Here is a 23,236-nt window from a genome sequence, read left to right as displayed (position 1 = left end):
CTGACTAAGGACTGCCTGTGACTGGCTTGTTTATTACCCTGGAAGGCCCCGAGGGCGCCGGCAAGAGCACCAATCGCGAATACCTCGCCGAGCGCCTGCGCGCCGCCGGTATCGAGGTGGTGTTGACCCGCGAGCCGGGCGGCACCGCGCTGGCCGAGCGAATTCGTGAGGTGCTGCTGGCGCCGGTCGAAGAAGCCATGAACCCGGACACCGAGCTGCTGCTGGTATTCGCCGCTCGCGCCCAGCACCTGGCCGAAGTCATCCGCCCGGCATTGGCCCGGGGGGCTGTGGTGCTGTGCGACCGGTTCACCGATTCCACCTATGCCTACCAAGGTGGCGGCCGTGGCCTGTCGCTGGAACGTATTGCCACCCTGGAAACCTTCGTCCAGGGAGACCTGCGCCCGCACCTGACGCTGATTTTCGACCTGCCGGTGGAAGTCGGTCTGGCGCGTGCCAGTGCCCGTGGTCGCCTCGACCGCTTCGAACTGGAAGGCAGGGCCTTCTTCGACGCGGTGCGCAGCGCCTTCCTCAAGCGCGCTGAAGCCGATCCTGCGCGTTACGTGCTGGTCGATGCCGCACAACCGCTGGTGCAGGTCCAGCAGTCCCTGGACGCCTTGCTCCCGCGTCTGCTGGAGCTGGCCCGTGGCTGAAGCCTATCCCTGGCAGGACTCGCTGTGGCAGCAACTGGCCGGTCGCAAGCAGCATGCCCACGCCTACCTGTTGCACGGCCCGGCCGGAATTGGCAAGCGTGCATTGGCCGAGCGCTTGATGGCCAGCCTGTTGTGCCAGCGCCCGACTGCCCAGGATGCCTGCGGCGAGTGTAAATCCTGCCTGTTACTCAAGGCCGGCAGCCACCCGGACAACTACGTCCTCGAACCGGAAGAGGCGGACAAGGCGATCAAGGTCGATCAGGTTCGCGAACTGGTGAGTTTCGTGGTGCAGACCGCGCAGATGGGCGGGCGCAAAGTCGTGCTGATCGAGCCTGTCGAAGCCATGAACATCAACGCCGCCAACGCTTTGCTCAAAAGCCTTGAAGAACCTTCCGGCGATACCGTATTGCTGCTGGTCAGCCACCAGACCAGCCGTCTGTTGCCGACCATCAAGAGCCGTTGCGTGCAGCAGGCCTGCCCATTGCCTGGCGAGGCCATGAGCCTGGCCTGGCTGGCGCAGACCTTGCCCGATTGCTCCGAAGAGGAGCGCGTGGAACTGTTGACCCTGGCCGCCGGCTCGCCGCTGGCGGCGGTCAAGCTGCAGGCCCAGGGCGTGCGTGAGCAAAGGGCGCTGGTGGTCGAAGGGGTCAAGAAGCTGCTCAAGCAGCAGCAGTCGCCGACACAACTGGCAGAAGGCTGGAACGCGATTCCGCTGTTGCTGCTGTTTGACTGGTTCTGCGACTGGTCGAGCCTTATCCTGCGTTATCAGTTGACCCAGGATGAAGAAGGGCTGGGGCTGGCGGACATGCGCAAAGTGATTCAATACCTGGCGCAGAAGTCGGCTCAGGACAAGGTCCTCGATATCCAGGACTGGATTCTCGCCCAGCGCCAGAAAGTCATGAGCAAAGCCAACCTCAATCGGGTATTACTGCTCGAGGCCTTGTTGGTGCAGTGGGCGTCTCTGCCCGGCCAGAAGTGACTAGACTCTGAACATCGGCCGAGGAGGTCAGCATGAATGAACCCGTCAACTCCGGGCCGCGCAACGGCATCCTGTCCCTGACCATCAAGGACAAGTCGGTGCTTTACGCGGCGTACATGCCCTTCATCAAGAATGGTGGCCTGTTTATTCCGACCAACAAGAGTTACCGGTTGGGGGATGAAGTCTTCATGCTGCTCAACCTGATGGATGAAGCCGAAAAGATTCCGGTCGCCGGCAAGGTCACCTGGATCACGCCCAAAGGCGCCCAGGGCAACCGCGCCGCCGGGGTCGGCGTGCAGTTCAATGACGGCGACAACACCGCCCGCAGTCGAATCGAAACCCATTTGGCCGGAGCCCTGAAGTCCGACCGTCCCACTCATACGATGTAAGTTGCAGCCCTCTTTATGCTCGTAGATTCCCATTGTCACCTTGATCGACTCGACCTCGCCGCGCACAACGGCTCACTGGATGCCGCGCTGGACGCGGCCCGCCAACGGGGCGTCGGTCACTTCCTGTGCATTGGCGTCAGCGTCGACAATGCCGCCGACGTCAAGGCCCTGGCCGAGCGTTACGACGACGTTGACTGCTCGGTGGGCGTGCATCCCCTGGACGTACAGCCCGGTGCGGCGCCAGCACTGGACTGGCTGCTGCAGGAGCTCAACCATCCGCGCGTGGTAGCCATTGGTGAGACGGGCCTGGACTATCACTACGAGCCGGAAGCGGCCGAGTTGCAGCAGGCGTCCTTTCGTCTGCATCTGCAGGCGGCGCAGCAGACCGGCAAACCGGTGATTATTCACACCCGCGGAGCCCGCGCCGATACGCTGGACCTGCTGCGCGAAGCCGCGCTGCCTCAGGCTGGGGTGCTGCATTGCTTCACCGAAGACTGGGACATGGCGAAAGCGGCGCTGGACATGGGTTATTACATTTCATTGTCCGGGATTGTCACTTTCCGCAATGCCGACGCCCTGCGCGACGTTGCCAGCAAGGTCCCGGCCGATCGATTGCTGGTGGAAACCGACTCGCCGTACCTGGCCCCCATTCCTCATCGCGGCAAGCCAAACCTGCCGCAGTACGTGCGCGAGGTAGCGGAATTTCTGGCAATTTTGCGCGGGGAGTCTTACGAGCACTTTGCCGCGCAGACCACTGAGAACTTCAAACGGCTGTTTCCATTGGCCCACGTCAGGGCGTCGGCGTAACGCAGGTACGCAAGATAGCAGCCCTCGGCAGCTCCTACGGGGCTTTGGCCCCTGAATCGCAGGCAAAAAAAACCCGGGTTCTGGGGGGTGAATCCGGGTTAAGACCATTAGGAGTAAAACAAAGATACGCGGTCCGTTGGTACCTTTATCGTCGAGACACTTGGGGGAGATGTCTCGTCGACAGTTGAAGTATTGATCAGTATTGCGCCGAGTCCAGTTTAGCCGGTCAGGTTTTTAAACAATTTTGGAATACGCGCGCTTCGGAAGAGTTCTCATCAACCGGCCAGCGTGCATGAAAACCTCATGAAACACAGATATGGTCGGATGATCCGTGCATTTTGGCGCAAGTTAGGCATAATACGCGGCTTCGAATTTTGACCCCTACAGACCTTTTCTTATGCATAAAGAACCTCGTAAGGTCCGTGAGTTTCGTCGCCGCGAGCAGGAAATTCTCGATACCGCGCTAAAGCTGTTCCTCGACCAAGGTGAAGACAGTGTCACCGTCGAGATGATTGCTGATGCCGTCGGTATCGGCAAAGGCACGATCTACAAGCACTTCAAGTCCAAGGCCGAGATCTACTTGCGCCTGATGCTCGACTACGAGCGTGACCTGAACGAGCTGTTGCATTCCGCCGACGTCGACAAGGACAAGGAAGCGCTGTCGCGCGCCTACTTCGAATTCCGCATGCGCGATCCGCAACGCTACCGGTTGTTCGACCGCCTGGAAGAGAAAGTGGTCAAGGGCAACCAGGTGCCGGAGATGGTCGAGGAACTGCACAAGATCCGCGCCTCGAACTTCGAGCGGTTGACCCTGCTGATTAAGGGTCGTATCAGCGAAGGCAAGCTCGAAGATGTCCCGCCTTACTTCCACTACTGCGCATCCTGGGCGTTGGTGCACGGTGCCGTGGCGCTGTATCACTCGCCGTTCTGGAGCAATGTGCTGGAAGACCAGGAAGGCTTCTTCCAGTTCCTGATGGACATCGGCGTGCGCATGGGCAACAAGCGCAAGCGCGACACCGACACCCCAAGCAGCTGAGCCATTCAGCTGCCTTATTGCGCCATGATATTCACACCATGGCGCATGCCGCAGGAATATACTCAGGCATGGGACTTGCTAAAACTTGATTTGTGAGTCAAGTTTTAGCAGTTCCATTTCCTTTCGCCGGAGTGCTCCATGATCGTTGACCGTCAAGGCAGGCGTTTTCGCAATTTGCGGATCAGCCTGACTTCAGCCTGCAATTACGCCTGTACCTACTGCGTGCCTGATGGCAAGCGGCTGGTGGCTGCGCAGGATGAACTGTCGGCCGATGCCATGGCCCGGGGCGTGGCCTATCTCATCGAAGCGGCGGGCATCGAGCGTTTGCGCATCACCGGTGGCGAGCCGCTGGTCAGCCCGAAACTCGAAGCCTTCATGACCGCCGTCGGCAAGATGGGGCTCGAAGATATCAGCCTGACCACCAACGGCCAGTTGCTGGCGAAGAAGCTGCCACTGCTGGTCGATGCCGGCATCCGGCGCATCAACGTGTCCCTCGATACCCTGGATGCCGGCGCTTTCCGTAGTATCGCGCGTGGCGGCGACCTGGCGACCGTGCTCAATGGCATGGACCAGGCCAGCGCGGCAGGCATGAAGATCAAGGTGAACATGGTGCCGTTGCGCGGGCAGAACCTCGATCAGGTGATGCCGCTGCTCGATTATTGCCTGGAGCGCGGCTATGAGCTGCGCTTCATCGAATTGATGCGCATGGGGCATCTGGCCAGTGACTCCAATGCCTTCCTGCAGCAATTCGTCAGCCTCCAGCAATTGCTCGACCTGATCGGCGAGCGCTACGAGTACCTGCAGGCCGATGCGCCCGTCGATGCCACGGCGGTGCGTTACGAAATTCCGGGAATGGGCCACTTCGGGGTAATTGCCAACGAAAGCGTGCCGTTCTGCCGCACCTGCTCGCGGCTGCGGCTGTCGTCCACCGGCTGGCTGCATGGCTGCCTGTCGTCGAGCAACCGCCACTATGTCGGCGATCTGCTGGATAAACCGCGCCACCAGGCGTTGCCAGCCTTGCAACGGCTTCTGGTCAAAGCGCTGGGAGACAAGCAGGAAGTGGCGTTCTCCGGCGGCGCGACCATCATGAAGATCATCGGCGGCTGAAAATCTGCCTTCGCGAGCACGCCCGCTCCCACAGTCGACCTGCATTTACAGGTGCAATGCATTTCCCTGTGGCAGTAGCTTGAGCTTGAGCTGGCGCGGAAGCTGCATCCAATGCCCATTCGCCGGTTTTCCGTCACCGGCCTCTGGAGGACAGGATGCGTAACCCGGTTTTGCTGCTGGCCATTTTGGCGCTTGGTGGCTGCATGAACGTCAGTGACATGGCCGAAGGCACCCGTTATCACATGAGCGATGCCGGCCTGCTCGACCACAGCGACAGTCGTCGGGTCAGTAACCTGCGAATCCAGCCGGACTCCTTCATCTACATCGCCCAAGGCGCATTCGCGCCGCGTGGCGGCACTGCCCACCCGCGCCCCAACGTCATCGCCGAAGTGGCCTTCGATGGATTCATCGAGTATTTCCCCATGGTGCGCCGCGCTCGCGCGCCTGAGGGGCTCGACGAGGCTATGGGTGAAGCCCGCGCCGTGGGCGCTCATTACCTGCTGTACACGCGCTTTGCCAAGGCGGACGACCGTATCGGCAACTCCGATGAGTGGCTGGACCAGGAAGCCGTGGACCGGCTGGGTGTCGATACCGGTGTGATTCAGATCATGTTGATCGAGACCAGCACCCAGTATTTGATCGATACTGCACGCATCAAGAGTCGCGGCGGTTTGCTGACGTTCCACGACTCTCGGCCCGAAGACCTGATGGGCCCGCCGCTTGAGCAATACGCGCGCAGCCTGCTGGGCATCAGTGATCAATAATTTTCCAGGAGAACACCATGAGCGGACCGCAAAAAGCCAACGACCTGCTGGGGCAAATCCCCAAGACCAAAGGCCTGCCGCCGGTCCACCTGTGGAATCCCGAGTTCTGTGGCGACATTGATATGCGTATTGCCCGGGACGGCACCTGGTATTACCTGGGCACGCCGATCGGACGCAAGCCGATGGTCAAGCTGTTCTCCACCATCATCCGCCGCGACGGGGATGATTACTTCCTGATCACCCCGGTCGAGAAGGTCGGCATCAAGGTCGATGACGCCCCGTTCGTGGCCATTGCCGTGGAAGTGGAAGGCGAGGGTGAGGCCCAGTTGCTGCGGTTTACCACCAACGTTGAGGAGACTGCCGAGGCGGGGGGAGAGCACCCCATACGCGTGGTGATCGACCCGGTCACCCAGGAGCCGGCGCCTTACGTGCACGTGCGGACCAACCTTGAGGCGCTGATCCATCGCAATGTGTTCTACCAGTTGGTGGAACTGGCCGTCACCCGGGAGATCGACGGGCAGCGCTGGCTTGGCGTGTGGAGTGGTGGTGAGTTCTTTCCCATCGGTCTTGAGCCCTGAGTGGTTATTTCTGACGCCATCGCGGGTAAGCCTTGCTCCCACAGGATTTGCAGGTAACTTGCTGAACTCCCTTCCCTCATGGGGGGCGCATACCACCTGTGGGAGCAGGGCGCTGTGAGTGCAAAGCACTGTGGGAGCAAGGCTTGCCCGCGATTGACCGCGAAGCGGTCACCTTCCATTTGTCACTTCACTGAAATATTCCTTGCCCGCTCCAGCCCGTTTCGGGTATCAATTTGTACATGATTAGACAGGTACGATTTGACAAGAAAAAACGGGTGGTCGACGAGCTTATCCGGCGCATCGAAAGCGGCCTCATGGAGGACGGTTTCCTGTTGCCCGGCGAGCATCAGTTGGCTCAGGAATTCAAAGTCAGCCGAGGCACGTTGCGTGAAGCCCTGGCCGAGTTGAAACGGCGCCATTACATCGCCACGCAAACGGGGGTCGGTTCCATCGTCACCTTTGACGGGGTAGTGCTCGACCAGCGCAGCGGTTGGGCCCAGGCCCTGGCCGACAGCGGGGCGCTGGTCAATACCGAAGTGCTGCGCCTGGAGGCAGTGGATCGACCCGATTTGCTGTCGCGCTTTGGCACTGAAAAATTCATCACACTGGACCGCCGCCGGCGCTCCAACGATGGCACCCTGGTGTCTCTTGAACGCTCTCTGATGCCCGCCAACAGCGGCCTGGAAAGCCTGCCCCGGGTCGGCTTGATCGACGATTCCCTGACCATCACCCTGGCGGCCTATGGTTTTATCGGCGAGCGCGGCGATCAATGGATCGGCGCCGAGCCGCTGAATGCCGAGGACGCACAACTGCTCGGACGACCGGTGGGCACGGTCTTTCTCAAGGCTTTGCGCACCACCTACGACCGGCAAAACCGCTTCATGGAACAGGTCGAAAGCCTGCTTGATCCCGTGCACTTTCGCCTGCACCTGCAATTTGGAACCCCGCAATGACCCCGCTCAATCGTGCCCTCGGCGCGTTCTACGGACTGGCCCTGGGCGATGCGTTGGGCATGCCGACGCAATCGCTCAGCCGCGCTGATATCAAGGCGCGTTTCGGTCAGATCAACGACCTGCAAGACGCCGGCCCCGATCAGCCGATCGCGGCTAATATGCCCGCCGGTTCGATCACCGATGACACCGAACAGGCGATTCTGGTCGGTCAGTTACTGATCGAGGGCCAGGGTCGGATCGAGCCTTCGGAGCTCGCCCAGCGCCTGATCGAATGGGAAGCCGAGATGCGAGCCAAAGGCTCGCAGGATCTGCTGGGGCCCTCGACCAAACGGGCGATCGAAATGATCCTTGCCGGGCATTCGCCGGCAGAGGCCGGGCGCTACGGCACCACCAACGGTGCGGCCATGCGCATTACGCCGGTGGGCATCGCGGCGGACATCGCTGACCCCGAACGTTTCATTCAGTCCGTCGTGCAGGCCTGCCAGGTCACCCACAACACCACCTTGGGCATTTCCAGCGCGGCAGCGGTGGCGGCGGTGGTCTCCGCCGGCATCAACGGCATGGACCTGGGCGCTGCACTGAACCTGGGTCAACATATCGCCCAGCAAGCCGAGAGCCATGGACATTGGGTCGCCGGTGGCCGCATCGCTTCGCGCATCAGCTGGGCCCGGACCATCAGTGTCGACAGTGACAAAGCGTTGCTCGCCGACCTGCTATACGACGTGATCGGCACCTCGGTGGCTTCCCAGGAATCGGTAGTGGTGTCCTTTGCCCTGGCGCAACAGGTGGCGATTGGCGAAATGAACGCGTTCGAGGCGCTGTGCATGGCCGCGAGCCTGGGTGGCGACACCGACACCATCGCGGCGATCCTGGGTGCCATGCTCGGTGCCTGCCTTGGACTGGAGAGCTGGCCTGTGGCGATGATCGACAGGGTCAAGATGGTTAACGGTCTGGCGCTGGAACCGTTGGTGCAGGGCCTTATGGCTTTGCGCTGAAGGCGAGAACACCACACCACTGTAGGAGGCGCGTCATACATTCGTTTTGCCGACAACCACAAAAATGGCAACAGGAGCATTTCATGCGTTCTTCAAATAGCGGGCAGACCGCCGGGCAACTGGAGACCCGTGGCATCGAACCGGTGCCGGAAGCGGAGTGCAACGGTCATCCGCTGCAACTGTTCTGGGTCTGGTTCGCCGCCAACATTTCCATCCTTGGCCTGCCGCTGGGGGCCACGCTCGTGGCGTTTCGCGGGCTCGCGATCTGGCAGGCTATCATCGTGGCGGTCCTCGGGGCTGCCGGCTCCTTCGCGGTGGTGGGCATCATCTCGATCGCCGGACGGCGGGGGCGGGCGCCGAGCCTGACCTTGTCCCGGGCCATCTTCGGTGTGCGCGGCAACATTGGGCCGACGCTGGTTTCGCTGATGTCGCGCCTGGGTTGGGAGACGGTCAACACCACCACCGCCGCGTTCGTGTTGCTGTCGCTGTGCTCGATCCTGTTCGGTTCGCCGGTGGAAGCCAAGAGCGCGCCGGTGCTGACGCTGATCTTCATCGCGATTTTTGTGCTGCTGACGTTGTCGGTCTCCGGCCTCGGCCACGCTACGTTGTTGGTCATCCAAAAATGGGCGACTTACGTATTTGGCGCGCTGAACATTCTGGTAGGCGGTTTTCTCTGCGCCACCATCGACTGGAGCGCCGTGTTTAATGCGCCACCGGCGCCGCTGAGCGCAATGATCATCGGGGTGGGCACCATGGCGGCGGGGACCGGAATCGGCTGGGCGAATGCTGGCGCCGACATGTCGCGCTACCAGCATCGCAGCGTCAAGGCCGTGCGCCTGGTTGCCTCGGCGGCCTTTGGCGCGGGTATTCCGCTGGTGTTGCTGATTACCCTGGGCGGCCTGCTGTCGGTGGGCAACGATGACCTGGCCTCGGCCACCGACCCGATCGTCGCGATTCGCGACATGCTGCCCACGTGGATGGCGGTGCCCTATCTGATCACGGCATTCGGTGGTCTGCTGCTGTCGAACAACCTGTCGGTGTACTCCGCAGGCCTCACCACATTGACCCTCGGCCTCAAGGTCAAGCGGGTGTATGCCGTGGTGGTCGACATCGTCGCGATCTTCGCCGGGTCGATCTACTTCATGTTGATTGCCGACAGCTTCTACGGTCCCTTTATTACCTTTATTTCGCTGCTGGCAGTGCCAATCACGGCCTGGGTGGGGATTTTTGTGGTGGACCTGATTCACCGTCACTACTACAGCCCCCAGGACCTGCTGGACGTCAGCCCGAGCAGTGCTTACTGGTATCGCGGCGGCATTGAGTGGCGCGCATTCGGCGCCTGGGCGCTGGCGATCGTCCTGGGTTACAGCTTCACCACCATTGGTACCACCGAGCAGACGCTGTGGTTCCGCGGGTTCCTGTCCGATTCCTGGTTGGGGCATAACGGCCTCGGCTGGATCGTTACCTTCCTGGTGGCGGGCGGGGTTTACGGGCTGCTGGGCGGCGCCAGGGATCGTCGCCCGGGACTGATCGAGAATGCTCATGCCTAGATTGCTGCACACCGGCCAGGTCATCATCGATCTGGTCATGGCCGTGGCCAAACTGCCTCAATCGGGTGGCGACGTATTAGCGCAGTCGGCCAGTTTCGAGGCTGGAGGTGGCTTCAATGTCATGGCCGCCGCCCAGCGCAATGGTTTACCCGTGGTCTACCTGGGGCGGCACGGCACGGGTCGCTTCGGTGACCTGGCCCGGGAGGCCATGGCGGCCGAGGGCATTCACATCGGCATCGCCCACAGCGCCGGGCAAGATACCGGTTTGTGCGTAGCCGTGACCGAGGCATCGGCCGAGCGGACGTTCATTTCCTATATTGGTGCCGAAGGCGAACTGACTGCCCAGGACCTCGCCGGCGTGAAAGTCGAGGCGGGGGACTATGTCTACGTCAGTGGCTATAGCCTGCTGCATGCCGGCAAGGCCCAGGCACTGGTGGATTGGGTGCTGGCGCTAGCCGGTGAGATCAAGGTGGTGTTCGATCCGGGCCCGCTGGTGGACTCGCCGGATGCGCCACTGATGCAGGCGCTGTTGCCGCGCATAGACCTGTGGACCAGCAATGGCGTCGAGGCGCTTGGCTTTACCGGTGCGACGGATATTGACCAGGCACTGATTATGCTGGCCGATCACCTGCCGAAAAAAGCACTGCTGGTAGTTCGCGATGGGCCGCAAGGTTGCTGGGTCAGCCAGGGTAGTGAGCCTCAGCACGTGCCGGGTTTCAAGGTAGAAGCAGTGGACAGCAATGGCGCCGGTGATGCGCATGCCGGAGCATTCATCGCCGGTTTGGCTCAAGGTTTACCGATGCTCGAGGCAGCGCTGCGAGCGAATGCAGCGGCGGCTTTGGCGGTGACTCGCTGGGGGCCGGCGACTTCGCCTGGCTCCAGTGAGGTCGATGCTTTGATCAGCAGGACTGCGGGTGCCTGAGTGGGCGTCATCGCGAGCAGGCTCGCTCCCACAGGGGGCATGGTGGGTGGCGGGACCGATGTGAGCCTGCCCGCGATGGCGGTATTGGCAACAACGCGAGGCCAGCAACACCAGCCTCGCGCCAAACGGCTTACACTTCCAGCTTGCGCGCCGCTTCGACCCCGGCAGCACTGAGCTTGATCGGCAAATTCAGCGAATGTTCGCCGGCCTCGTTACAGGTCACATGCCCATGCTGGATCAGGCCGCGATCCTGCAACGTGGCGAGGGTGCTGGCCACGACTTTTTCCCCACGATAATTATCCAGGACCTCCTTGCCCAAACCACTTGGGTGGGCGTGCAACAGGCGGGTCAGGACTTCTTTCTCAAGGTTGTCATCGACGTTCATGCTTACCTCTTCATGGCGATAGAAAGGACGCTCGCGTGGGCGAACTATTTGCTGGCACCACCTTCGGAACCCGAACCACCCGTGGTGGTTTTCGAGCCGGAGCCGGTTTCTGCGTTATCGGGAGTCTGGGTGTCCGGCGCGTTCATCCCACCCTGACGGCCCATATCGCTGCCTTGGGTCCGTGGGTCGGTACCGGTGGACGGCGGTAAACTGCTGTCGACACCCGTACCATTGGTGTTAATGCCTGGGGCGCTCTGGATGGCGGGGGCTTTGGGCGCTTCGACAGGATTGGTCGGACCGGTGCCGGTGGCGACGGTCGCCGCGGAAGCGCTAGCAGACAGCAAGGTGGCGAGGGACAGGGCAGTCAATCTGGACAGGATCATTTTGTCGTCTCCATTTATTTAAAGTCCTTACCGAATATTGGTCCGCCCCTGATTTGAATTGGTGCCTGAAGGTCGACGAACGGTTCAGGCGCTTTGCGTCGCCCTGGTGGCAAAGATTCGCCGCCAGAGCAGTCGGCCTGCGGTGATCAGCCAGTTCAGCAGACTGATCAGCAGAACTGTGTGCAAAAGTGTCGTCATTCCATATTCGACGATGATCTTGCCGGCCACGAACGGAAAGCCAAACACGCCGATGAAGTACGCCAGGCTGAATAACAGCAGCGCCTGCGAGAGAGTGCCAGCGGGTGCTTCGTTGGCCGCCAGGCCATTGATCACCGAATATGTCAGGCCGTAGCCGATGCCCAGCATCACTGCAGCCATCAGGTAACTGACGCTGTCGTTCACCCCGTAGCCGAACATCAGGATCGAGCCCAGGGTCAGCCCGGACAGCAGGCAGGACGCGCGAAGCGGGTCGCGCTTGACCACCCACCCGGCAATCACCATTCGCCCGGCGATCGCAGCACCCATGAAACCCAGGAAAAACAGCGAATAGTCGACTGAGCGAGCGGCAGCGTAGCTGGTTTGAAAGCTCGACAAACCGCCAAATATGCTGCCGCCAAGGCCGACCATGATGATCGGGAACACCGCTTTGGATGACAGCACCCGAGCCGTCGCCCGCCAGGATATGCGCGCGCCTGCAATTGACGCAGAAGGCACTTGCCGCAGGTGCACATCGAGCCGCCAGAACAACAGCACGCCGATCAGGCTGGCCAGTGCGGCCAGGTAAAACGCCGCCGTCACGGGATACCCCAGCGCACTGGCCAGGCGCCCCAGCAGGGGACCGCTGCCAATCCCTGTGAGCATGCTGCCCGACAGCAAGGCGAAATAGCGGGCTCGTTGCGCGGGCGTCACCAGACTTGCCACAATGATCGGCCCCAAGGTGTAGAAAACGCCCCAGCCCAAGCCCAGCAGCAAACCGAACAACAGCAGCAGGTCGCCAAACCCTGGTGCCATGGCAAATCCCAGACTCGCAGCAGCCAGCAAAATGCCGAACAGGGCGATCGAGCGGGCGGCACCGAGCGCATCCGACAAGTGCCCGGACACGATCACTGCCGCAAAGGTGCTGAGCATCGCTGCGGAGATCACGCTGCCGGCATCGTGCTCATTGCCCCCTCGCGAACTGATCAACAGCGACAGCAGGAAGGTCGAACCGTAGGACAACGACAGCAGGTAGCTGGCGAAGCAGAACAAACCGAACAGGCGGTTCGAAACGGCGGGTATTGCGGTGGGCATGAGGCGGGTCCTTGTCCTGATAAAAAATGCACAGCCTGTCTATCTAACACGGGGGACGCCGGCGTTAGGTGCGAGGTTCGCGATTTCAGGGTTAGTGCTGGCCGGAGTGATTGCGCAACGGCAGCGATGCGGAAAAACCGATTTCCCATGTGACGAGCGTCGCGTGGCGTCTTAGTATGTTTTTTTCAATTTTGACGAAGGCCCGTCCATGACGATCGACATCCGCCCGGCGACCCCCAGCGATGCGCCGCAAATCCTCGCGTTCATCACTGAGCTGGCCGACTACGAACGGGCCCGGCACGAAGTCATCGCCAGCGTTGCCGACATCGAGCGCAGCCTGTTCAGCGAAGGCGCCACCGCCCACGGCCTGATCTGCCTGCGCGATGGCCTGCCGATCGGCTTCGCGGTGTTCTTCTTCAGTTACTCCACCTGGCTGGGCAGCAATTGCCTGTACCTCGAAGACCTGTACATCACCCCCGAACAGCGCGGCGGCGGGGCGGGCAAGACCCTGCTGCGGCACCTGGCGAAGATTGCCTGCGCCAATGATTGCGGGCGCTTCGAGTGGAGCGTGCTGGACTGGAACAAGCCGGCGATCGAGTTCTATCAATCCCTGGGTGCGCAGCCGCAGGAAGAGTGGGTGCGCTATCGGATGGATGGGGCGGTGTTGCGGGATTTCGCCGCGGGAAATTGATGACCCCTTGAAAGATCGCAGCCTTCGGCAGCTCCTACAGTTTCGCAATCCCTGTAAGAGCTGCCGAAGGCTGCGATCTTTTTTTACTTTGTTTCAATATATGGGATTGATATTTATATATTGAGATTTGTCCCCTCCCAGGTTTATAGTCCGGCTCACTCACTGCCCAACAAACAGAACAGGTGAAGCGATGCTGGCGCAATTGATCGCGCTCGATTGGGGGACAACCTCATTACGTGCTTACAAACTCGTCGAAGGCGGCCAGGTGCTGGAACAGCGGTCGCTGTCTACAGGCATCATGCAGCTGCCCCGCACACCCCGGGTGATCGCCGGCCAGCCGTGCGCTGACGGCTTTGAACTGGCCTTCAATGAAGCCTGCGGCGACTGGCTCGATGCACAGCCAGGCTTGCCGGTCATTGCCTGTGGCATGGTCGGCAGCGCCCAGGGCTGGTGCGAAGCGGCCTACCGGGAGACCCCGGCCAACGTCGCCGATCTCGGGAACTCCCTGCAGGCTGTGCGCAGCATTCGCGGAGTCGACGTGCACATCGTGCCCGGTGTCATCCAGCGCTCGCGCCTGCCCAATGTGATGCGCGGCGAAGAAACCCAAGTGCTCGGCGTTCTGCACCATCTTGCAGGCAACAGTGGCGGTGATCTGCTGATCGGCTTGCCCGGCAGTCATTCGAAATGGGTGGAAGTGGCCGAAGGCTGCATCGTGCATTTCGATACCTTCATGACCGGTGAAATTTTCGCGGTGCTCAGCGAGCACAGTATTCTCGGCCGTACCCAGCAACGCGGCGGATCCTTTGACGGCGATGCGTTCGACCGTGGTGTACAAGTGGCGCTGTCGTCCGATGGCGAGATCGGCCCGCTGTCCACGCTGTTCAGTGCCCGCAGCCTCGGCCTGACCGGCGAACTGAGTGCCAGCGCCCAGCCGGACTACCTGTCCGGGCTGTTGATCGGCCACGAAGTTTGCGCGTTGGCACATGCCCAGCGTCATCGACGCAACAGCGTGCATCTGCCCTCAATCATCCTCATTGGCAATTCCCAACTCTGCAGTCGCTACTGCAGGGCCCTGGACGCCTGTGGATTTGCCCGGGTGTCCCTGGCCGAGCAGGCCACCGAGCGCGGGTTGTGGCAACTGGCGCTTGCCGCCGGCCTCATCCCGCCAACCCTTTGCCGTTAACCCCCCACTGGAGGTCTGACATGCTCAAGCAAGCCCTGGCGCAAAACGGTCTGATCGCGATCCTGCGTGGACTGCGTCCGCAAGAAGCGGCCGCCATTGGCGAAGTCCTGTATGCCGCCGGATTTCGCGTCATCGAAGTGCCGCTCAATTCCCCCGAGCCGTACGACAGCATTCGCATCCTGCGCAGCATCTTGCCGGCCGATTGCCTGATCGGCGCAGGCACAGTACTCACGCCGGAGCAGGTCGAGCAGGTGAAAGCCGCGGGCGGCCAGGTGATTGTCATGCCCCACAGCGATCCCAAGGTGCTGCGTGCGGCCAAAGCGGCCGGCCTGTTCCTGTCGCCCGGTGTTGCCACTCCCACCGAAGCATTCGCCGCGCTGGCCGAAGGCGCAGACGTACTCAAGATGTTCCCCGCCGAGCAAATGGGCCCCGCCGTGGTGAAAGCCTGGCTCGCGGTGCTGCCGCCAGGGACTGTTCTGGCCCCGGTTGGCGGGATCACGCCCGACAACATGCAGGTGTTTATCGACGCCGGCGTCAAAGGTTTCGGCCTGGGTTCCGGGCTGTTCAAGCCGGGCATGACGCCAGAGCAGGTGGCGAACAACGCCAAGGCCTACGTGGCTGCCTGGATAGCCCTTCGCTAAGACTTCTTGGCGCTGCTAGCGCTGCATCCAATAAGAGAGAGATACAGATGAAAATCACCAAACTCACCACCTTCATCGTGCCGCCGCGCTGGTGCTTCCTCAAGGTCGAAACCGACGAGGGCGTGACCGGTTGGGGCGAACCCGTGGTCGAAGGCCGCGCCCACACCGTCGCCGCAGCCGTCGAAGAATTGTCCGACTACCTGATCGGCAAAGACCCACGCAACATCGAGGACATCTGGACTGTGCTCTATCGCGGCGGCTTCTACCGTGGCGGTGCCATCCACATGAGCGCACTGGCGGGTATCGACCAGGCGCTGTGGGACATCAAGGGCAAGGCGTTGGGCGTGTCTGTCAGCGATCTGCTGGGTGGTCAGGTTCGCGACAAGATTCGAGTGTATTCCTGGATCGGTGGTGACCGCCCGGCGGACACAGCCCGTGCGGCGAAAGAAGCGGTGGGACGTGGTTTCACTGCGGTGAAAATGAACGGCACCGAAGAATTGCAGTTCCTCGACTCCTTTGAGAAAGTCGACCTGGCATTGGCCAACGTTGCTGCCGTGCGTGACGCGGTGGGGCCTAACGTCGGCATCGGCGTGGACTTCCATGGCCGGGTGCACAAGCCCATGGCCAAGGTGTTGATGAAGGAGCTGGATCCGTACAAGTTGATGTTCATCGAAGAACCGGTGCTCAGCGAAAACTACGAAGCGCTCAAAGAGCTGGCGCCGCTGACCAGCACCCCGATCGCCCTAGGCGAGCGGCTGTTCTCGCGCTGGGATTTCAAACGCGTGCTCAGCGAAGGTTATGTCGACATCATCCAGCCGGATGCGTCCCATGCCGGCGGTATCACCGAGACCCGCAAGATCGCCAACATGGCTGAAGCCTACGATGTCGCCCTGGCGCTGCATTGCCCGCTGGGCCCGATCGCACTGGCCGCCTGCCTGCAGCTGGATGCGGTTTGCTACAACGCGTTCATCCAGGAGCAGAGCCTGGGCATCCACTACAACGAGAGCAACGACCTGCTGGATTACGTCAAGGATCCGCGGGTGTTCGACTATGACAAAGGCTTCGTGAAAATCCCCAACGGCCCGGGCCTGGGGATCGAGATCAACGAGGAGTACGTGATCGAGCGCGCAGCCGTCGGCCATCGCTGGCGCAACCCGATCTGGCGCCACGCCGATGGCAGTTTTGCCGAGTGGTGAGTGCTCTCTGATCCACCGCAAATTCCTGTGGGAGCCGGCCTGCTGGCGATTTGGTCGGCACCCCGGGTATTTTTGGTGACTGACTCACCGCTATCGCCAGCAGGCTGGCTCTCACAGTTTGATCTCCATGGACAGGGAGATTTGCGGCAAACCCCGATTTCACATCGACCTCAATAAACATAAAAAGAGGCATCCCCCATGCAACCGCAAACCCTCACCGGGCAGGCGTCGTTGGTGGCACCCAGCCGTAAGCGTTTTTTCATCATGGTGCTGCTGTTCATTACCGTGGTCATCAACTACCTGGACCGCAGCAACCTGTCGATCGCCGCCCCGGCGCTGACCAGCGAGCTGGGCATCGATCCCATTCACGTGGGACTGATTTTCTCCGCCTTCGGCTGGACCTACGCTGCCATGCAGATCCCCGGCGGCTGGCTGGTGGATCGCGTGCCGCCGCGCATTCTCTACAGCGTTGCCCTGTTGTTGTGGTCGATTGCCACTGTAATGCTCGGCTTCGCCGCCAGCTTCATCGCGCTGTTCGTTCTGCGCATGGCCGTTGGTGCGCTTGAGGCGCCGGCCTATCCGATTAACAGCCGCGTGGTCACCACCTGGTTTCCTGAGCGCGAGCGTGCCACGGCCATCGGCTTCTACACCTCCGGACAGTTCGTTGGCCTGGCCTTCCTGACACCGGTACTGGCGTGGTTGCAACACCAGTATGGCTGGCACATGGTGTTCGTCAGCACGGGTGCAGTCGGCATTCTGTGGGCGGTGATCTGGTACGCGGTGTATCGCGAACCACGGGACTTCAAGGGTGCCAACGCCGCCGAGATCGAGCTGATCCGCGAAGGTGGCGGGCTGGTGGATATCCAGGCCGAGCAGGCCAAGGTCAAGGCGAAATTCAGCTGGACTGACCTGGGCATCGTTCTGACCAAACGCAAATTGTGGGGCATCTACCTCGGTCAGTTCTGCCTCAACTCTACCCTGTGGTTTTTCCTGACGTGGTTCCCGACCTACCTGGTGAAATATCGCGGCATGGACTTCATCAAGTCCGGCCTGCTGGCGTCGCTGCCGTTTCTTGCCGCGTTCGTCGGCGTGTTGTGTTCAGGGTTCTTCTCGGACTTGCTGATCCGGCGCGGCTACACCGTCGGGTTTGCGCGCAAGTTGCCGATCATTGGCGGCCTGCTGATTTCCACCTCGATCATTGGCGCCAACTTCGTCGAGTCGACGCCGCTGGTCATCGCCTTCCTCGCGCTGGCATTTTTCGGTAACGGGCTGGCGTCGATCACCTGGTCCCTGGTCTCGACCCTGGCCCCGGCGCGGTTGCTCGGCTTGACCGGTGGCGTGTTCAATTTCATCGGCAATCTGTCGGCGATTACCACGCCGATCGTCATTGGTTTCCTGGCTACCGGAGATTCCTTCGCCCCAGCGATCACCTATATCTCGGTCCTGGCGCTGATCGGCGCACTTTCCTACGTGCTGCTGGTAGGCAAGGTCGAGCGTATCAAGTTGTAGTGACCACCATCGGGCGACCATAATGCCGCCCGTCACTCGCTCAACGGTAAAGGCTGGATATGCAGGAAGACTCCGCAAAAATCGCCAAGGACGCCGCACCGACCGGCACCCAGACGTTGCTTCGCGGCCTGGGTGTGGTCCAGGCCGTGGCCAGTGGCGCCCGCGATCTCAAGGAAATTGCCCGGCTGATCGGGACTACGCGTAGCACCACTCATCGCCTGGCCAGCTGCCTGGTGGACGAGCGTTATCTGCGCGTGGTGCCGCAAGTCGGCTATCTGTTGGGGCCCAAGCTGATCGAGCTGGGTTTCCAGGCGCGCGAAGAGCTGCCGTTGGTGACCCTGGCCGGGCCTTATCTGGACGAATTGTCGGCATTGACTGGCGACACTATTCACCTGGCGATTCGCGAAGGCGACGAGGTGCTTTACCTGCACAAGAATCCGGGGCGCAATGGTCCGGAAATGCGTTCGCGGGTGGGCCATCGCATGCCGTTGGCGCGCACCGGCATCGGCAAGGCGCTGATGCTCGATGACAGCCAGGAAGAATGGCAACGGCTGTACGAAGTCAGCTTGCCGGTGGGTGGGAAAAATCTGTTCTGGCCGCAGCACCCGGAGCAATCCTGGGAGCAGTTTCAGCAGCGCATGATGGAATACGTGGCTGGCGGTTATGCCTTCGATCTGGAGGACAACGAGCCATCGATCCGCTGTGTCGCGGCGCCGATTCGTGATGCCAGCAAGCGTATCGTTGCCGGCATCAGCATCGCCAGCACCGTGCCGTACATGCCGCTGGAAAAAATGGCCGAGCTGATTCCCCTGATCAAAGGGGTCACAGCCCGGCTGTCGGCCGAGCTGGGTGCCAAGGTCTGATTACACCTTCAGGGTGGCCATGTCGATCACGAAGCGGTACTTCACGTCACCGGCAATCATGCGGGTGTAAGCCTCATTGATCTGGCGGATGTCGAGCATTTCGATGTCGCAAGTGATGTCATGTTCGGCGCAGAAATCCAGCACTTCCTGGGTTTCGGCGATGCCACCAATCAGCGAGCCGGCCAGCACCCGACGATTCATCACCAGCTTGCCGGCGTGGACCGGCGGTTCCACCGGTTCGATCAGGCCCACCAGGATGTGCACGCCGTCGAATCTCAGGGTGTCGAGGTAGGGATTGAGGTCGTGCTGCACCGGAATGGTGTCCAGCAGGAAGTCGAAATGCCCTGCGGCCGCCTTCATCTGTTCGGCATCTGTGGACACGATCACGTGGTCGGCACCCTGGCGACGACCTTCTTCGGCCTTGCTCGCCGAGCGGGTGAACAGCGTGACTTCGGCGCCCATGGCCTTGGCGAACTTGATGCCCATATGGCCCAGGCCGCCCATGCCCAGAATCCCGACTTTGTCGCCGGCCTTCACCCCGTAGTGTTTGAGCGGCGAATAGGTGGTGATGCCGGCGCAGAGGATCGGCGCAGCGCTGGCAAGGTCGAGTTTTTGCGGTATGCGCACTACAAAGTGCTCGCTGACCACGATACTGTCGGAATAGCCGCCCATGGTGTTACTGCCATCGACCCGGTCAGGGGTGGCGTAGGTCATGGTCGGACCTTCCAGGCAATACTGCTCCAGATTCGCCTGGCAGGCTTCGCAGCTACGGCAGGAATCGACCATGCAGCCAACGCCAACCAGATCGCCGACTTTATGCCGGGTGACGTTCGCACCGATGGCGGTAACCTTGCCGACAATCTCGTGGCCGGGCATCAACGGGTAAACGGCGATGCCCCATTCGTTGCGGGCCTGATGAATGTCGGAGTGGCAGACGCCACAGTAGAGAATGTCGATGGCCACGTCGTCGGGGCGCGGGCTGCGACGTTCGAATTTCATCGGGGCGAGGGGCGTGGAGGCCGACTGGGCGGCATATCCGATAGCGGTGTACATGAGGAACCTCGCAAAAGCAGTGACAAGTGAGGCGACACATTTTGGCCGCCCAACCTGTCACCGGCCATGGCGATTCCTCCGTGTGTCATGCCTATTCCTCCGATATCAATGGTCGTGTGATCAATTGGCCAACCAGACCTGCGATGATGGTTTCATACCTTTTTTCGCGACTTTTTTGGTGAAGAATCCCCATGTTGTTAACCCGTCATCTCGATGCCAATGCCACGCTGGTTTCGCTGATTGAGCCCCTGACCACTCGCGATGGTTTCGCCCCTACGCCGTTGCCGGGCGTCCAGGTTCTAAGGGCCAGTTGTGATGTCGCGCGCGGTCCGCAGATCTACGAGCCCAGCCTGGTGATCATCGCCCAAGGCAGCAAACTGGCGTACCTGGGGCCGCGTACGCTGGAATACGGAGCCGGGCATTATCTGATCCAGGCATTGCCGGTGCCGTTTGAGTGCGAAACATTTTCGGCGCCGAATGGGCCTATGCTGGGGGTTTCCATCGCCATTGATCGGGTGCTGCTCGGTGAGCTGGTGCTGGCCATGGGGTTGGCGCCGGGGCGGCATATTCCGGCACAGACACCGGAGTCCATGACATCGGCGGTGCTCGACGATGCCATGCGCGGTTGCGTGGAGCGGCTGTTGCGCTGCCTGCACGATCCGCTGGAATGCCGGGTCATGGGCCAGGCGCGGTTGCGTGAGTTGTTGTACGTGGCATTGCGCGGGCCTCAGGCCGATGTGCTGCGGGCGCTGGTTGAACAACAGGGGCAATTCGCGCGAATTGCCGCCTCGCTCAGTCATCTGCATGCGCACTACACCGAACCGCTGAACGTCGAGACCCTGGCCAGTTGCGCGAACATGAGTGCGTCGACCTTCCACGAGCATTTCAAGCGCAGCACGCTGTTGTCCCCGGTGCAGTATCTCAAGCGCTTGCGCTTGCTCAAGGCCCAGGCCTTGCTGATGGCCGAAGGGTTGGGCGTGGCGCAAGTGGCGCATCGGGTGGGTTACCAGAGCACTTCGCAGTTCAGCCGCGAGTACAAGCGCTACTTCGAGCGCAACCCCGGCGAAGAACGCGCCGCCTGACCCCCCATAGATCCCCCTGTAGGAGCTGCCGCAGGCAACAAAAAGGCCCCCATTCCGGGAGCCTTGATGTTCAGGCGCTGGACTTACATGTTCGGGTAAGTCGGGCCACCGGCACCTTCCGGCGCCACCCAGGTGATGTTCTGCGCAGGGTCCTTGATGTCGCAGGTCTTGCAGTGCACACAGTTCTGGGCGTTGATCTGGAAGCGCTTCTCGCCGTCTTCCTTGGTCACCACTTCATACACGCCGGCCGGGCAGTAGCGCTGGGCTGGTTCGTCGTACAGTGGCAGGTTCTTGCTAATCGGGATGCTCGGGTCGGTCAGCTTCAGGTGGCAAGGCTGCTCTTCTTCGTGGTTGGTGCCGGAGATGAACACCGAGCTGAGCTTGTCGAAGCTGATCTTGCCGTCTGGCTTGGGATAATCGATCTTCTTGCAGTCAGCCGCGAGCTTGAGGCACGCATAGTCCGGCTTGGTGTCGTGCAAGGTGAACGGCAGTTTGCCGCCGAAGATGTTCTGGTCCAGCCAGTTGAAACCACCACCCACGATGGCGCCGAACTTGTGAATCGCCGGACCGAAGTTGCGGCTGGCGAACAGTTCTTCGTGCAGCCAGCTCTGCTTGAAGGCATCGACGTAGCTGGTCAGCTCCTCAGTGCCGTCTTTTTCGGCAAACAGCGCTTCAGCCACGGATTCAGCGGCGAGCATGCCGGACTTCATCGCGGTGTGGCTGCCCTTGATCTTGGCGAAGTTCAGGGTGCCGAGGTCGCAGCCGATCAGCGCGCCGCCCTTGAAGACCATCTTCGGCAGCGAATTCAGGCCGCCTTTGCAAATGGCGCGAGCGCCGTAGCTGATGCGCTTGCCGCCTTCCAGGTACTGCTTCAGTACAGGGTGATGCTTGAGGCGCTGGAACTCGTCGAACGGCGAGAGATAGGTGTTGCTGTAGGAGAGATCGACGATCAGGCCGACAACCACCTGGTTGTTTTCCAGGTGATACAGGAACGAGCCACCGGTGTTTTCAGTGCCCATGATGTCCAGCGGCCATCCGGCAGTATGGACCACCAGGCCTGGTTGATGCTTGGCCGGGTCGATTTCCCAGATTTCTTTCAAGCCGATGCCGTAGTGCTGGGCGTCTGCCTCGCTGTCGAGGTTGAAGCGCTTGATCAGTTGCTTGCCGATGTGGCCACGGCAACCTTCGGCGAACAGCGTGTATTTGCCACGCAACTCCATGCCCGGGGTGTACAGGCCTTCTTTCGGATGACCTTCGCGGTCAACGCCCAGGTCACCCGTGATGATCCCGCGAACCACGCCGTTTTCGTCGAACAGCGCTTCCTGTGCGGCGAAGCCCGGGTAGATCTCCACGCCCAGGTTCTCGGCCTGCTGGGCCAGCCAGCGGCACAGATTACCCAGGGAGATGATGTAGTTGCCTTCGTTGTGCATGGTCTTGGGCACAAAGAAGTCAGGAATTTTCTGCGCGTTGTCGGCGTTCTTCAGGACAAAAATGTCGTCGCGCGTGACAGGCGTGTTAAGCGGCGCACCCAGTTCTTTCCAGTCCGGGAACAATTCGTTCAGGGCGCGGGGTTCGAAAATCGCGCCAGAGAGAATGTGAGCACCGACCTCGGAGCCTTTTTCGACCACGCAGACGCTGATTTCCTTACCGGCTTCAGCGGCTTTCTGCTTCAACCGGCAGGCGGCGGAAAGACCAGCGGGGCCGGCACCGACGATGACGACGTCGAATTCCATGTATTCGCGTTCCACAGGTTATCTCCTACTCAAGGCTCAACAGTTTTTTTTCTAATTGGAGGTTTGGTATCGCATCCATGAATTTCTGCGCAATGCGCCGAACAGGACAATCGATTGACCACCTTTCTCTCTGGGTGGCGCATTATATCTACACCACTCTCAGCGTCCAATACAAACGTTTGTTTGAATTGGCTCAAGCCCAGAGAAATCAAAGTCACGCGGCTTATGAACGGCCATTTTGCCGTATTGACCGGAATAGGTGTTCCGGTCAAGATACGGTCGGTTTTGCGCTCGCCGTAGGCTGGCTGTTGGTTTCAAGAGCACCTCTAAAGACAGGGCGATGGCAGTAGAAGGTGATGCGCAGCGCGGGTTTGGCGCGCAGTTTACACGCCGCGATAATGAATGACTCGTTAGTCACCCCTGACCAACGGTCATCAACATTATGAGCGATGGTCACTTGACACTTATGCCGGCGTTTTTAGAGGTGCCCTTGCGCC

24 protein-coding genes are annotated in these 23,236 nt (G+C 60.9%); 19 read left to right on the top strand and 5 right to left on the bottom strand.

Annotation, left to right across the window (positions count from 1 at the left end):
* Nucleotides 1-17 precede the first annotated feature (17 nt).
* From tmk to UB23_RS23795, 12 genes are all read left to right on the top strand, one after another.
* Entirely contained in the window at nt 18-650 is a 633-nt protein-coding gene (gene tmk, locus UB23_RS23850; protein ID WP_045061719.1) for a dTMP kinase, read from the top strand.
* Entirely contained in the window at nt 643-1,629 is a 987-nt protein-coding gene (locus tag UB23_RS23845; protein ID WP_045061718.1) for a DNA polymerase III subunit delta', read from the top strand. Before tmk ends, UB23_RS23845 begins: the two co-directional genes overlap by 8 nt.
* 32 nt (nt 1,630-1,661) lie before the next feature.
* A complete protein-coding gene (locus UB23_RS23840) occupies nt 1,662-2,018 on the top strand; it encodes a PilZ domain-containing protein (protein ID WP_045061717.1) in 357 nt (118 codons plus the stop codon).
* Nucleotides 2,019-2,033: 15 nt separating this feature from the next.
* The gene (locus UB23_RS23835; protein WP_045061716.1) at nt 2,034-2,825 is read left to right on the top strand and encodes a TatD family hydrolase; all 792 of its coding nucleotides are present in this window, start codon (nt 2,034-2,036) and stop codon (nt 2,823-2,825) included.
* A gap of 397 nt (nt 2,826-3,222) precedes the next feature.
* Nucleotides 3,223-3,861: a TetR/AcrR family transcriptional regulator gene (locus UB23_RS23830; RefSeq protein WP_008152317.1), complete on the top strand. Its 639-nt coding sequence runs from the start codon at nt 3,223-3,225 to the stop codon at nt 3,859-3,861.
* Nucleotides 3,862-3,999: 138 nt separating this feature from the next.
* Nucleotides 4,000-4,968, top strand: coding sequence for a GTP 3',8-cyclase MoaA (locus UB23_RS23825; protein ID WP_045061715.1), 969 nt, complete (start codon nt 4,000-4,002; stop codon nt 4,966-4,968).
* Between the two features lie 155 nt (nt 4,969-5,123).
* Nucleotides 5,124-5,732: a DUF4823 domain-containing protein gene (locus tag UB23_RS23820; RefSeq protein WP_045061714.1), complete on the top strand. Its 609-nt coding sequence runs from the start codon at nt 5,124-5,126 to the stop codon at nt 5,730-5,732.
* Between the two features lie 17 nt (nt 5,733-5,749).
* Entirely contained in the window at nt 5,750-6,310 is a 561-nt protein-coding gene (locus UB23_RS23815; protein ID WP_045061713.1) for a DUF1285 domain-containing protein, read from the top strand.
* Nucleotides 6,311-6,549: 239 nt separating this feature from the next.
* Nucleotides 6,550-7,263, top strand: coding sequence for a GntR family transcriptional regulator (locus UB23_RS23810; protein ID WP_045061712.1), 714 nt, complete (start codon nt 6,550-6,552; stop codon nt 7,261-7,263).
* Nucleotides 7,260-8,258 (top strand): ADP-ribosylglycohydrolase family protein, encoded by a 999-nt coding sequence (locus UB23_RS23805; RefSeq protein ID WP_045061711.1) that lies wholly within the window; start codon nt 7,260-7,262, stop codon nt 8,256-8,258. Before UB23_RS23810 ends, UB23_RS23805 begins: the two co-directional genes overlap by 4 nt.
* A gap of 83 nt (nt 8,259-8,341) precedes the next feature.
* On the top strand, nt 8,342-9,808 hold the full coding sequence (locus UB23_RS23800; protein WP_045061710.1) for a purine-cytosine permease family protein: 1,467 nt from the start codon (nt 8,342-8,344) through the stop codon (nt 9,806-9,808).
* Entirely contained in the window at nt 9,801-10,730 is a 930-nt protein-coding gene (locus tag UB23_RS23795) for a PfkB family carbohydrate kinase (protein WP_045061709.1), read from the top strand. Before UB23_RS23800 ends, UB23_RS23795 begins: the two co-directional genes overlap by 8 nt.
* A 130-nt stretch (nt 10,731-10,860) precedes the next feature.
* Here the strand turns inward: UB23_RS23795 and UB23_RS23790 are convergent, their stop codons facing one another.
* The 3 genes from UB23_RS23790 to UB23_RS23780 form a co-directional block, all read right to left on the bottom strand.
* Entirely contained in the window at nt 10,861-11,115 is a 255-nt protein-coding gene (locus UB23_RS23790) for a hypothetical protein (protein WP_045061708.1), read from the bottom strand.
* A gap of 44 nt (nt 11,116-11,159) precedes the next feature.
* Nucleotides 11,160-11,498, bottom strand: coding sequence for a hypothetical protein (locus UB23_RS23785; protein WP_045061707.1), 339 nt, complete (start codon nt 11,496-11,498; stop codon nt 11,160-11,162).
* A gap of 84 nt (nt 11,499-11,582) precedes the next feature.
* Nucleotides 11,583-12,788 carry an MFS transporter gene (locus UB23_RS23780; RefSeq protein ID WP_045061706.1) on the bottom strand — a complete coding sequence of 402 codons (1,206 nt, stop codon included), beginning with the start codon at nt 12,786-12,788 and terminating at the stop codon, nt 11,583-11,585.
* A gap of 208 nt (nt 12,789-12,996) precedes the next feature.
* On the opposite strand from UB23_RS23780, the gene UB23_RS23775 reads away from it, so the two are divergent.
* The 6 genes from UB23_RS23775 (at nt 12,997) to UB23_RS23750 (ending at nt 18,871) form a co-directional block, all read left to right on the top strand.
* Nucleotides 12,997-13,479 (top strand): GNAT family N-acetyltransferase, encoded by a 483-nt coding sequence (locus UB23_RS23775; RefSeq protein ID WP_045061705.1) that lies wholly within the window; start codon nt 12,997-12,999, stop codon nt 13,477-13,479.
* 190 nt (nt 13,480-13,669) lie between these two features.
* The gene (locus tag UB23_RS23770) at nt 13,670-14,662 is read left to right on the top strand and encodes a 2-dehydro-3-deoxygalactonokinase (RefSeq protein ID WP_045061704.1); all 993 of its coding nucleotides are present in this window, start codon (nt 13,670-13,672) and stop codon (nt 14,660-14,662) included.
* A gap of 20 nt (nt 14,663-14,682) precedes the next feature.
* A complete protein-coding gene (locus UB23_RS23765; protein ID WP_045061703.1) occupies nt 14,683-15,303 on the top strand; it encodes a 2-dehydro-3-deoxy-6-phosphogalactonate aldolase in 621 nt (206 codons plus the stop codon).
* Nucleotides 15,304-15,350: 47 nt separating this feature from the next.
* The gene (gene dgoD, locus UB23_RS23760; RefSeq protein WP_045061702.1) at nt 15,351-16,499 is read left to right on the top strand and encodes a galactonate dehydratase; all 1,149 of its coding nucleotides are present in this window, start codon (nt 15,351-15,353) and stop codon (nt 16,497-16,499) included.
* 198 nt (nt 16,500-16,697) lie between these two features.
* Nucleotides 16,698-18,008 (top strand): MFS transporter, encoded by a 1,311-nt coding sequence (locus UB23_RS23755; RefSeq protein WP_045061701.1) that lies wholly within the window; start codon nt 16,698-16,700, stop codon nt 18,006-18,008.
* A gap of 59 nt (nt 18,009-18,067) precedes the next feature.
* Nucleotides 18,068-18,871, top strand: coding sequence for an IclR family transcriptional regulator (locus tag UB23_RS23750; protein WP_045061700.1), 804 nt, complete (start codon nt 18,068-18,070; stop codon nt 18,869-18,871).
* On the opposite strand, the gene UB23_RS23745 is transcribed toward UB23_RS23750, so the two are convergent.
* Nucleotides 18,872-19,924, bottom strand: coding sequence for an NAD(P)-dependent alcohol dehydrogenase (locus UB23_RS23745; RefSeq protein ID WP_045061699.1), 1,053 nt, complete (start codon nt 19,922-19,924; stop codon nt 18,872-18,874). It lies immediately after the preceding gene.
* A gap of 191 nt (nt 19,925-20,115) precedes the next feature.
* Between UB23_RS23745 and UB23_RS23740 the strand changes: the two genes are divergently transcribed.
* Nucleotides 20,116-21,006: an AraC family transcriptional regulator gene (locus UB23_RS23740; protein ID WP_045061698.1), complete on the top strand. Its 891-nt coding sequence runs from the start codon at nt 20,116-20,118 to the stop codon at nt 21,004-21,006.
* 83 nt (nt 21,007-21,089) lie between these two features.
* Here the strand turns inward: UB23_RS23740 and UB23_RS23735 are convergent, their stop codons facing one another.
* Nucleotides 21,090-22,754, bottom strand: a complete 1,665-nt coding sequence (locus tag UB23_RS23735; protein WP_045061697.1) for an electron transfer flavoprotein-ubiquinone oxidoreductase — start codon at nt 22,752-22,754, stop codon at nt 21,090-21,092.
* Nucleotides 22,755-23,236: the final 482 nt, after the last annotated feature.

The organism is Pseudomonas sp. ES3-33 (assembly GCF_000952175.1).
GTDB classification, from domain to species: Bacteria; Pseudomonadota; Gammaproteobacteria; order Pseudomonadales; family Pseudomonadaceae; genus Aquipseudomonas; species Aquipseudomonas gregormendelii.
Note: the sequence above shows the minus strand (reverse complement) of the source record. Positions and strands in the feature narration are given on the sequence as shown.

Bases quoted from the DNA above. Each gene is read 5' to 3' on its own strand.
- UB23_RS23840 (WP_045061717.1), top strand. From the start codon at position 1,662: ATGAATGAACCCGTCAACTCCGGGCCGCGCAACGGCATCCTGTCCCTG.
- UB23_RS23835 (WP_045061716.1), top strand. From the start codon at position 2,034: ATGCTCGTAGATTCCCATTGTCACCTTGATCGACTCGACCTCGCCGCG.
- UB23_RS23830 (WP_008152317.1), top strand. From the start codon at position 3,223: ATGCATAAAGAACCTCGTAAGGTCCGTGAGTTTCGTCGCCGCGAGCAG.
- UB23_RS23825 (WP_045061715.1), top strand. From the start codon at position 4,000: ATGATCGTTGACCGTCAAGGCAGGCGTTTTCGCAATTTGCGGATCAGC.
- UB23_RS23820 (WP_045061714.1), top strand. From the start codon at position 5,124: ATGCGTAACCCGGTTTTGCTGCTGGCCATTTTGGCGCTTGGTGGCTGC.
- UB23_RS23815 (WP_045061713.1), top strand. From the start codon at position 5,750: ATGAGCGGACCGCAAAAAGCCAACGACCTGCTGGGGCAAATCCCCAAG.
- UB23_RS23810 (WP_045061712.1), top strand. From the start codon at position 6,550: ATGATTAGACAGGTACGATTTGACAAGAAAAAACGGGTGGTCGACGAG.
- UB23_RS23805 (WP_045061711.1), top strand. From the start codon at position 7,260: ATGACCCCGCTCAATCGTGCCCTCGGCGCGTTCTACGGACTGGCCCTG.
- UB23_RS23800 (WP_045061710.1), top strand. From the start codon at position 8,342: ATGCGTTCTTCAAATAGCGGGCAGACCGCCGGGCAACTGGAGACCCGT.
- UB23_RS23795 (WP_045061709.1), top strand. From the start codon at position 9,801: ATGCCTAGATTGCTGCACACCGGCCAGGTCATCATCGATCTGGTCATG.
- UB23_RS23790 (WP_045061708.1), bottom strand. From the start codon at position 11,115: ATGAACGTCGATGACAACCTTGAGAAAGAAGTCCTGACCCGCCTGTTG.
- UB23_RS23785 (WP_045061707.1), bottom strand. From the start codon at position 11,498: ATGATCCTGTCCAGATTGACTGCCCTGTCCCTCGCCACCTTGCTGTCT.
- UB23_RS23780 (WP_045061706.1), bottom strand. From the start codon at position 12,788: ATGCCCACCGCAATACCCGCCGTTTCGAACCGCCTGTTCGGTTTGTTC.
- UB23_RS23775 (WP_045061705.1), top strand. From the start codon at position 12,997: ATGACGATCGACATCCGCCCGGCGACCCCCAGCGATGCGCCGCAAATC.
- UB23_RS23770 (WP_045061704.1), top strand. From the start codon at position 13,670: ATGCTGGCGCAATTGATCGCGCTCGATTGGGGGACAACCTCATTACGT.
- UB23_RS23765 (WP_045061703.1), top strand. From the start codon at position 14,683: ATGCTCAAGCAAGCCCTGGCGCAAAACGGTCTGATCGCGATCCTGCGT.
- dgoD (WP_045061702.1), top strand. From the start codon at position 15,351: ATGAAAATCACCAAACTCACCACCTTCATCGTGCCGCCGCGCTGGTGC.
- UB23_RS23755 (WP_045061701.1), top strand. From the start codon at position 16,698: ATGCAACCGCAAACCCTCACCGGGCAGGCGTCGTTGGTGGCACCCAGC.
- UB23_RS23750 (WP_045061700.1), top strand. From the start codon at position 18,068: ATGCAGGAAGACTCCGCAAAAATCGCCAAGGACGCCGCACCGACCGGC.
- UB23_RS23745 (WP_045061699.1), bottom strand. From the start codon at position 19,924: ATGTACACCGCTATCGGATATGCCGCCCAGTCGGCCTCCACGCCCCTC.
- UB23_RS23740 (WP_045061698.1), top strand. From the start codon at position 20,116: ATGTTGTTAACCCGTCATCTCGATGCCAATGCCACGCTGGTTTCGCTG.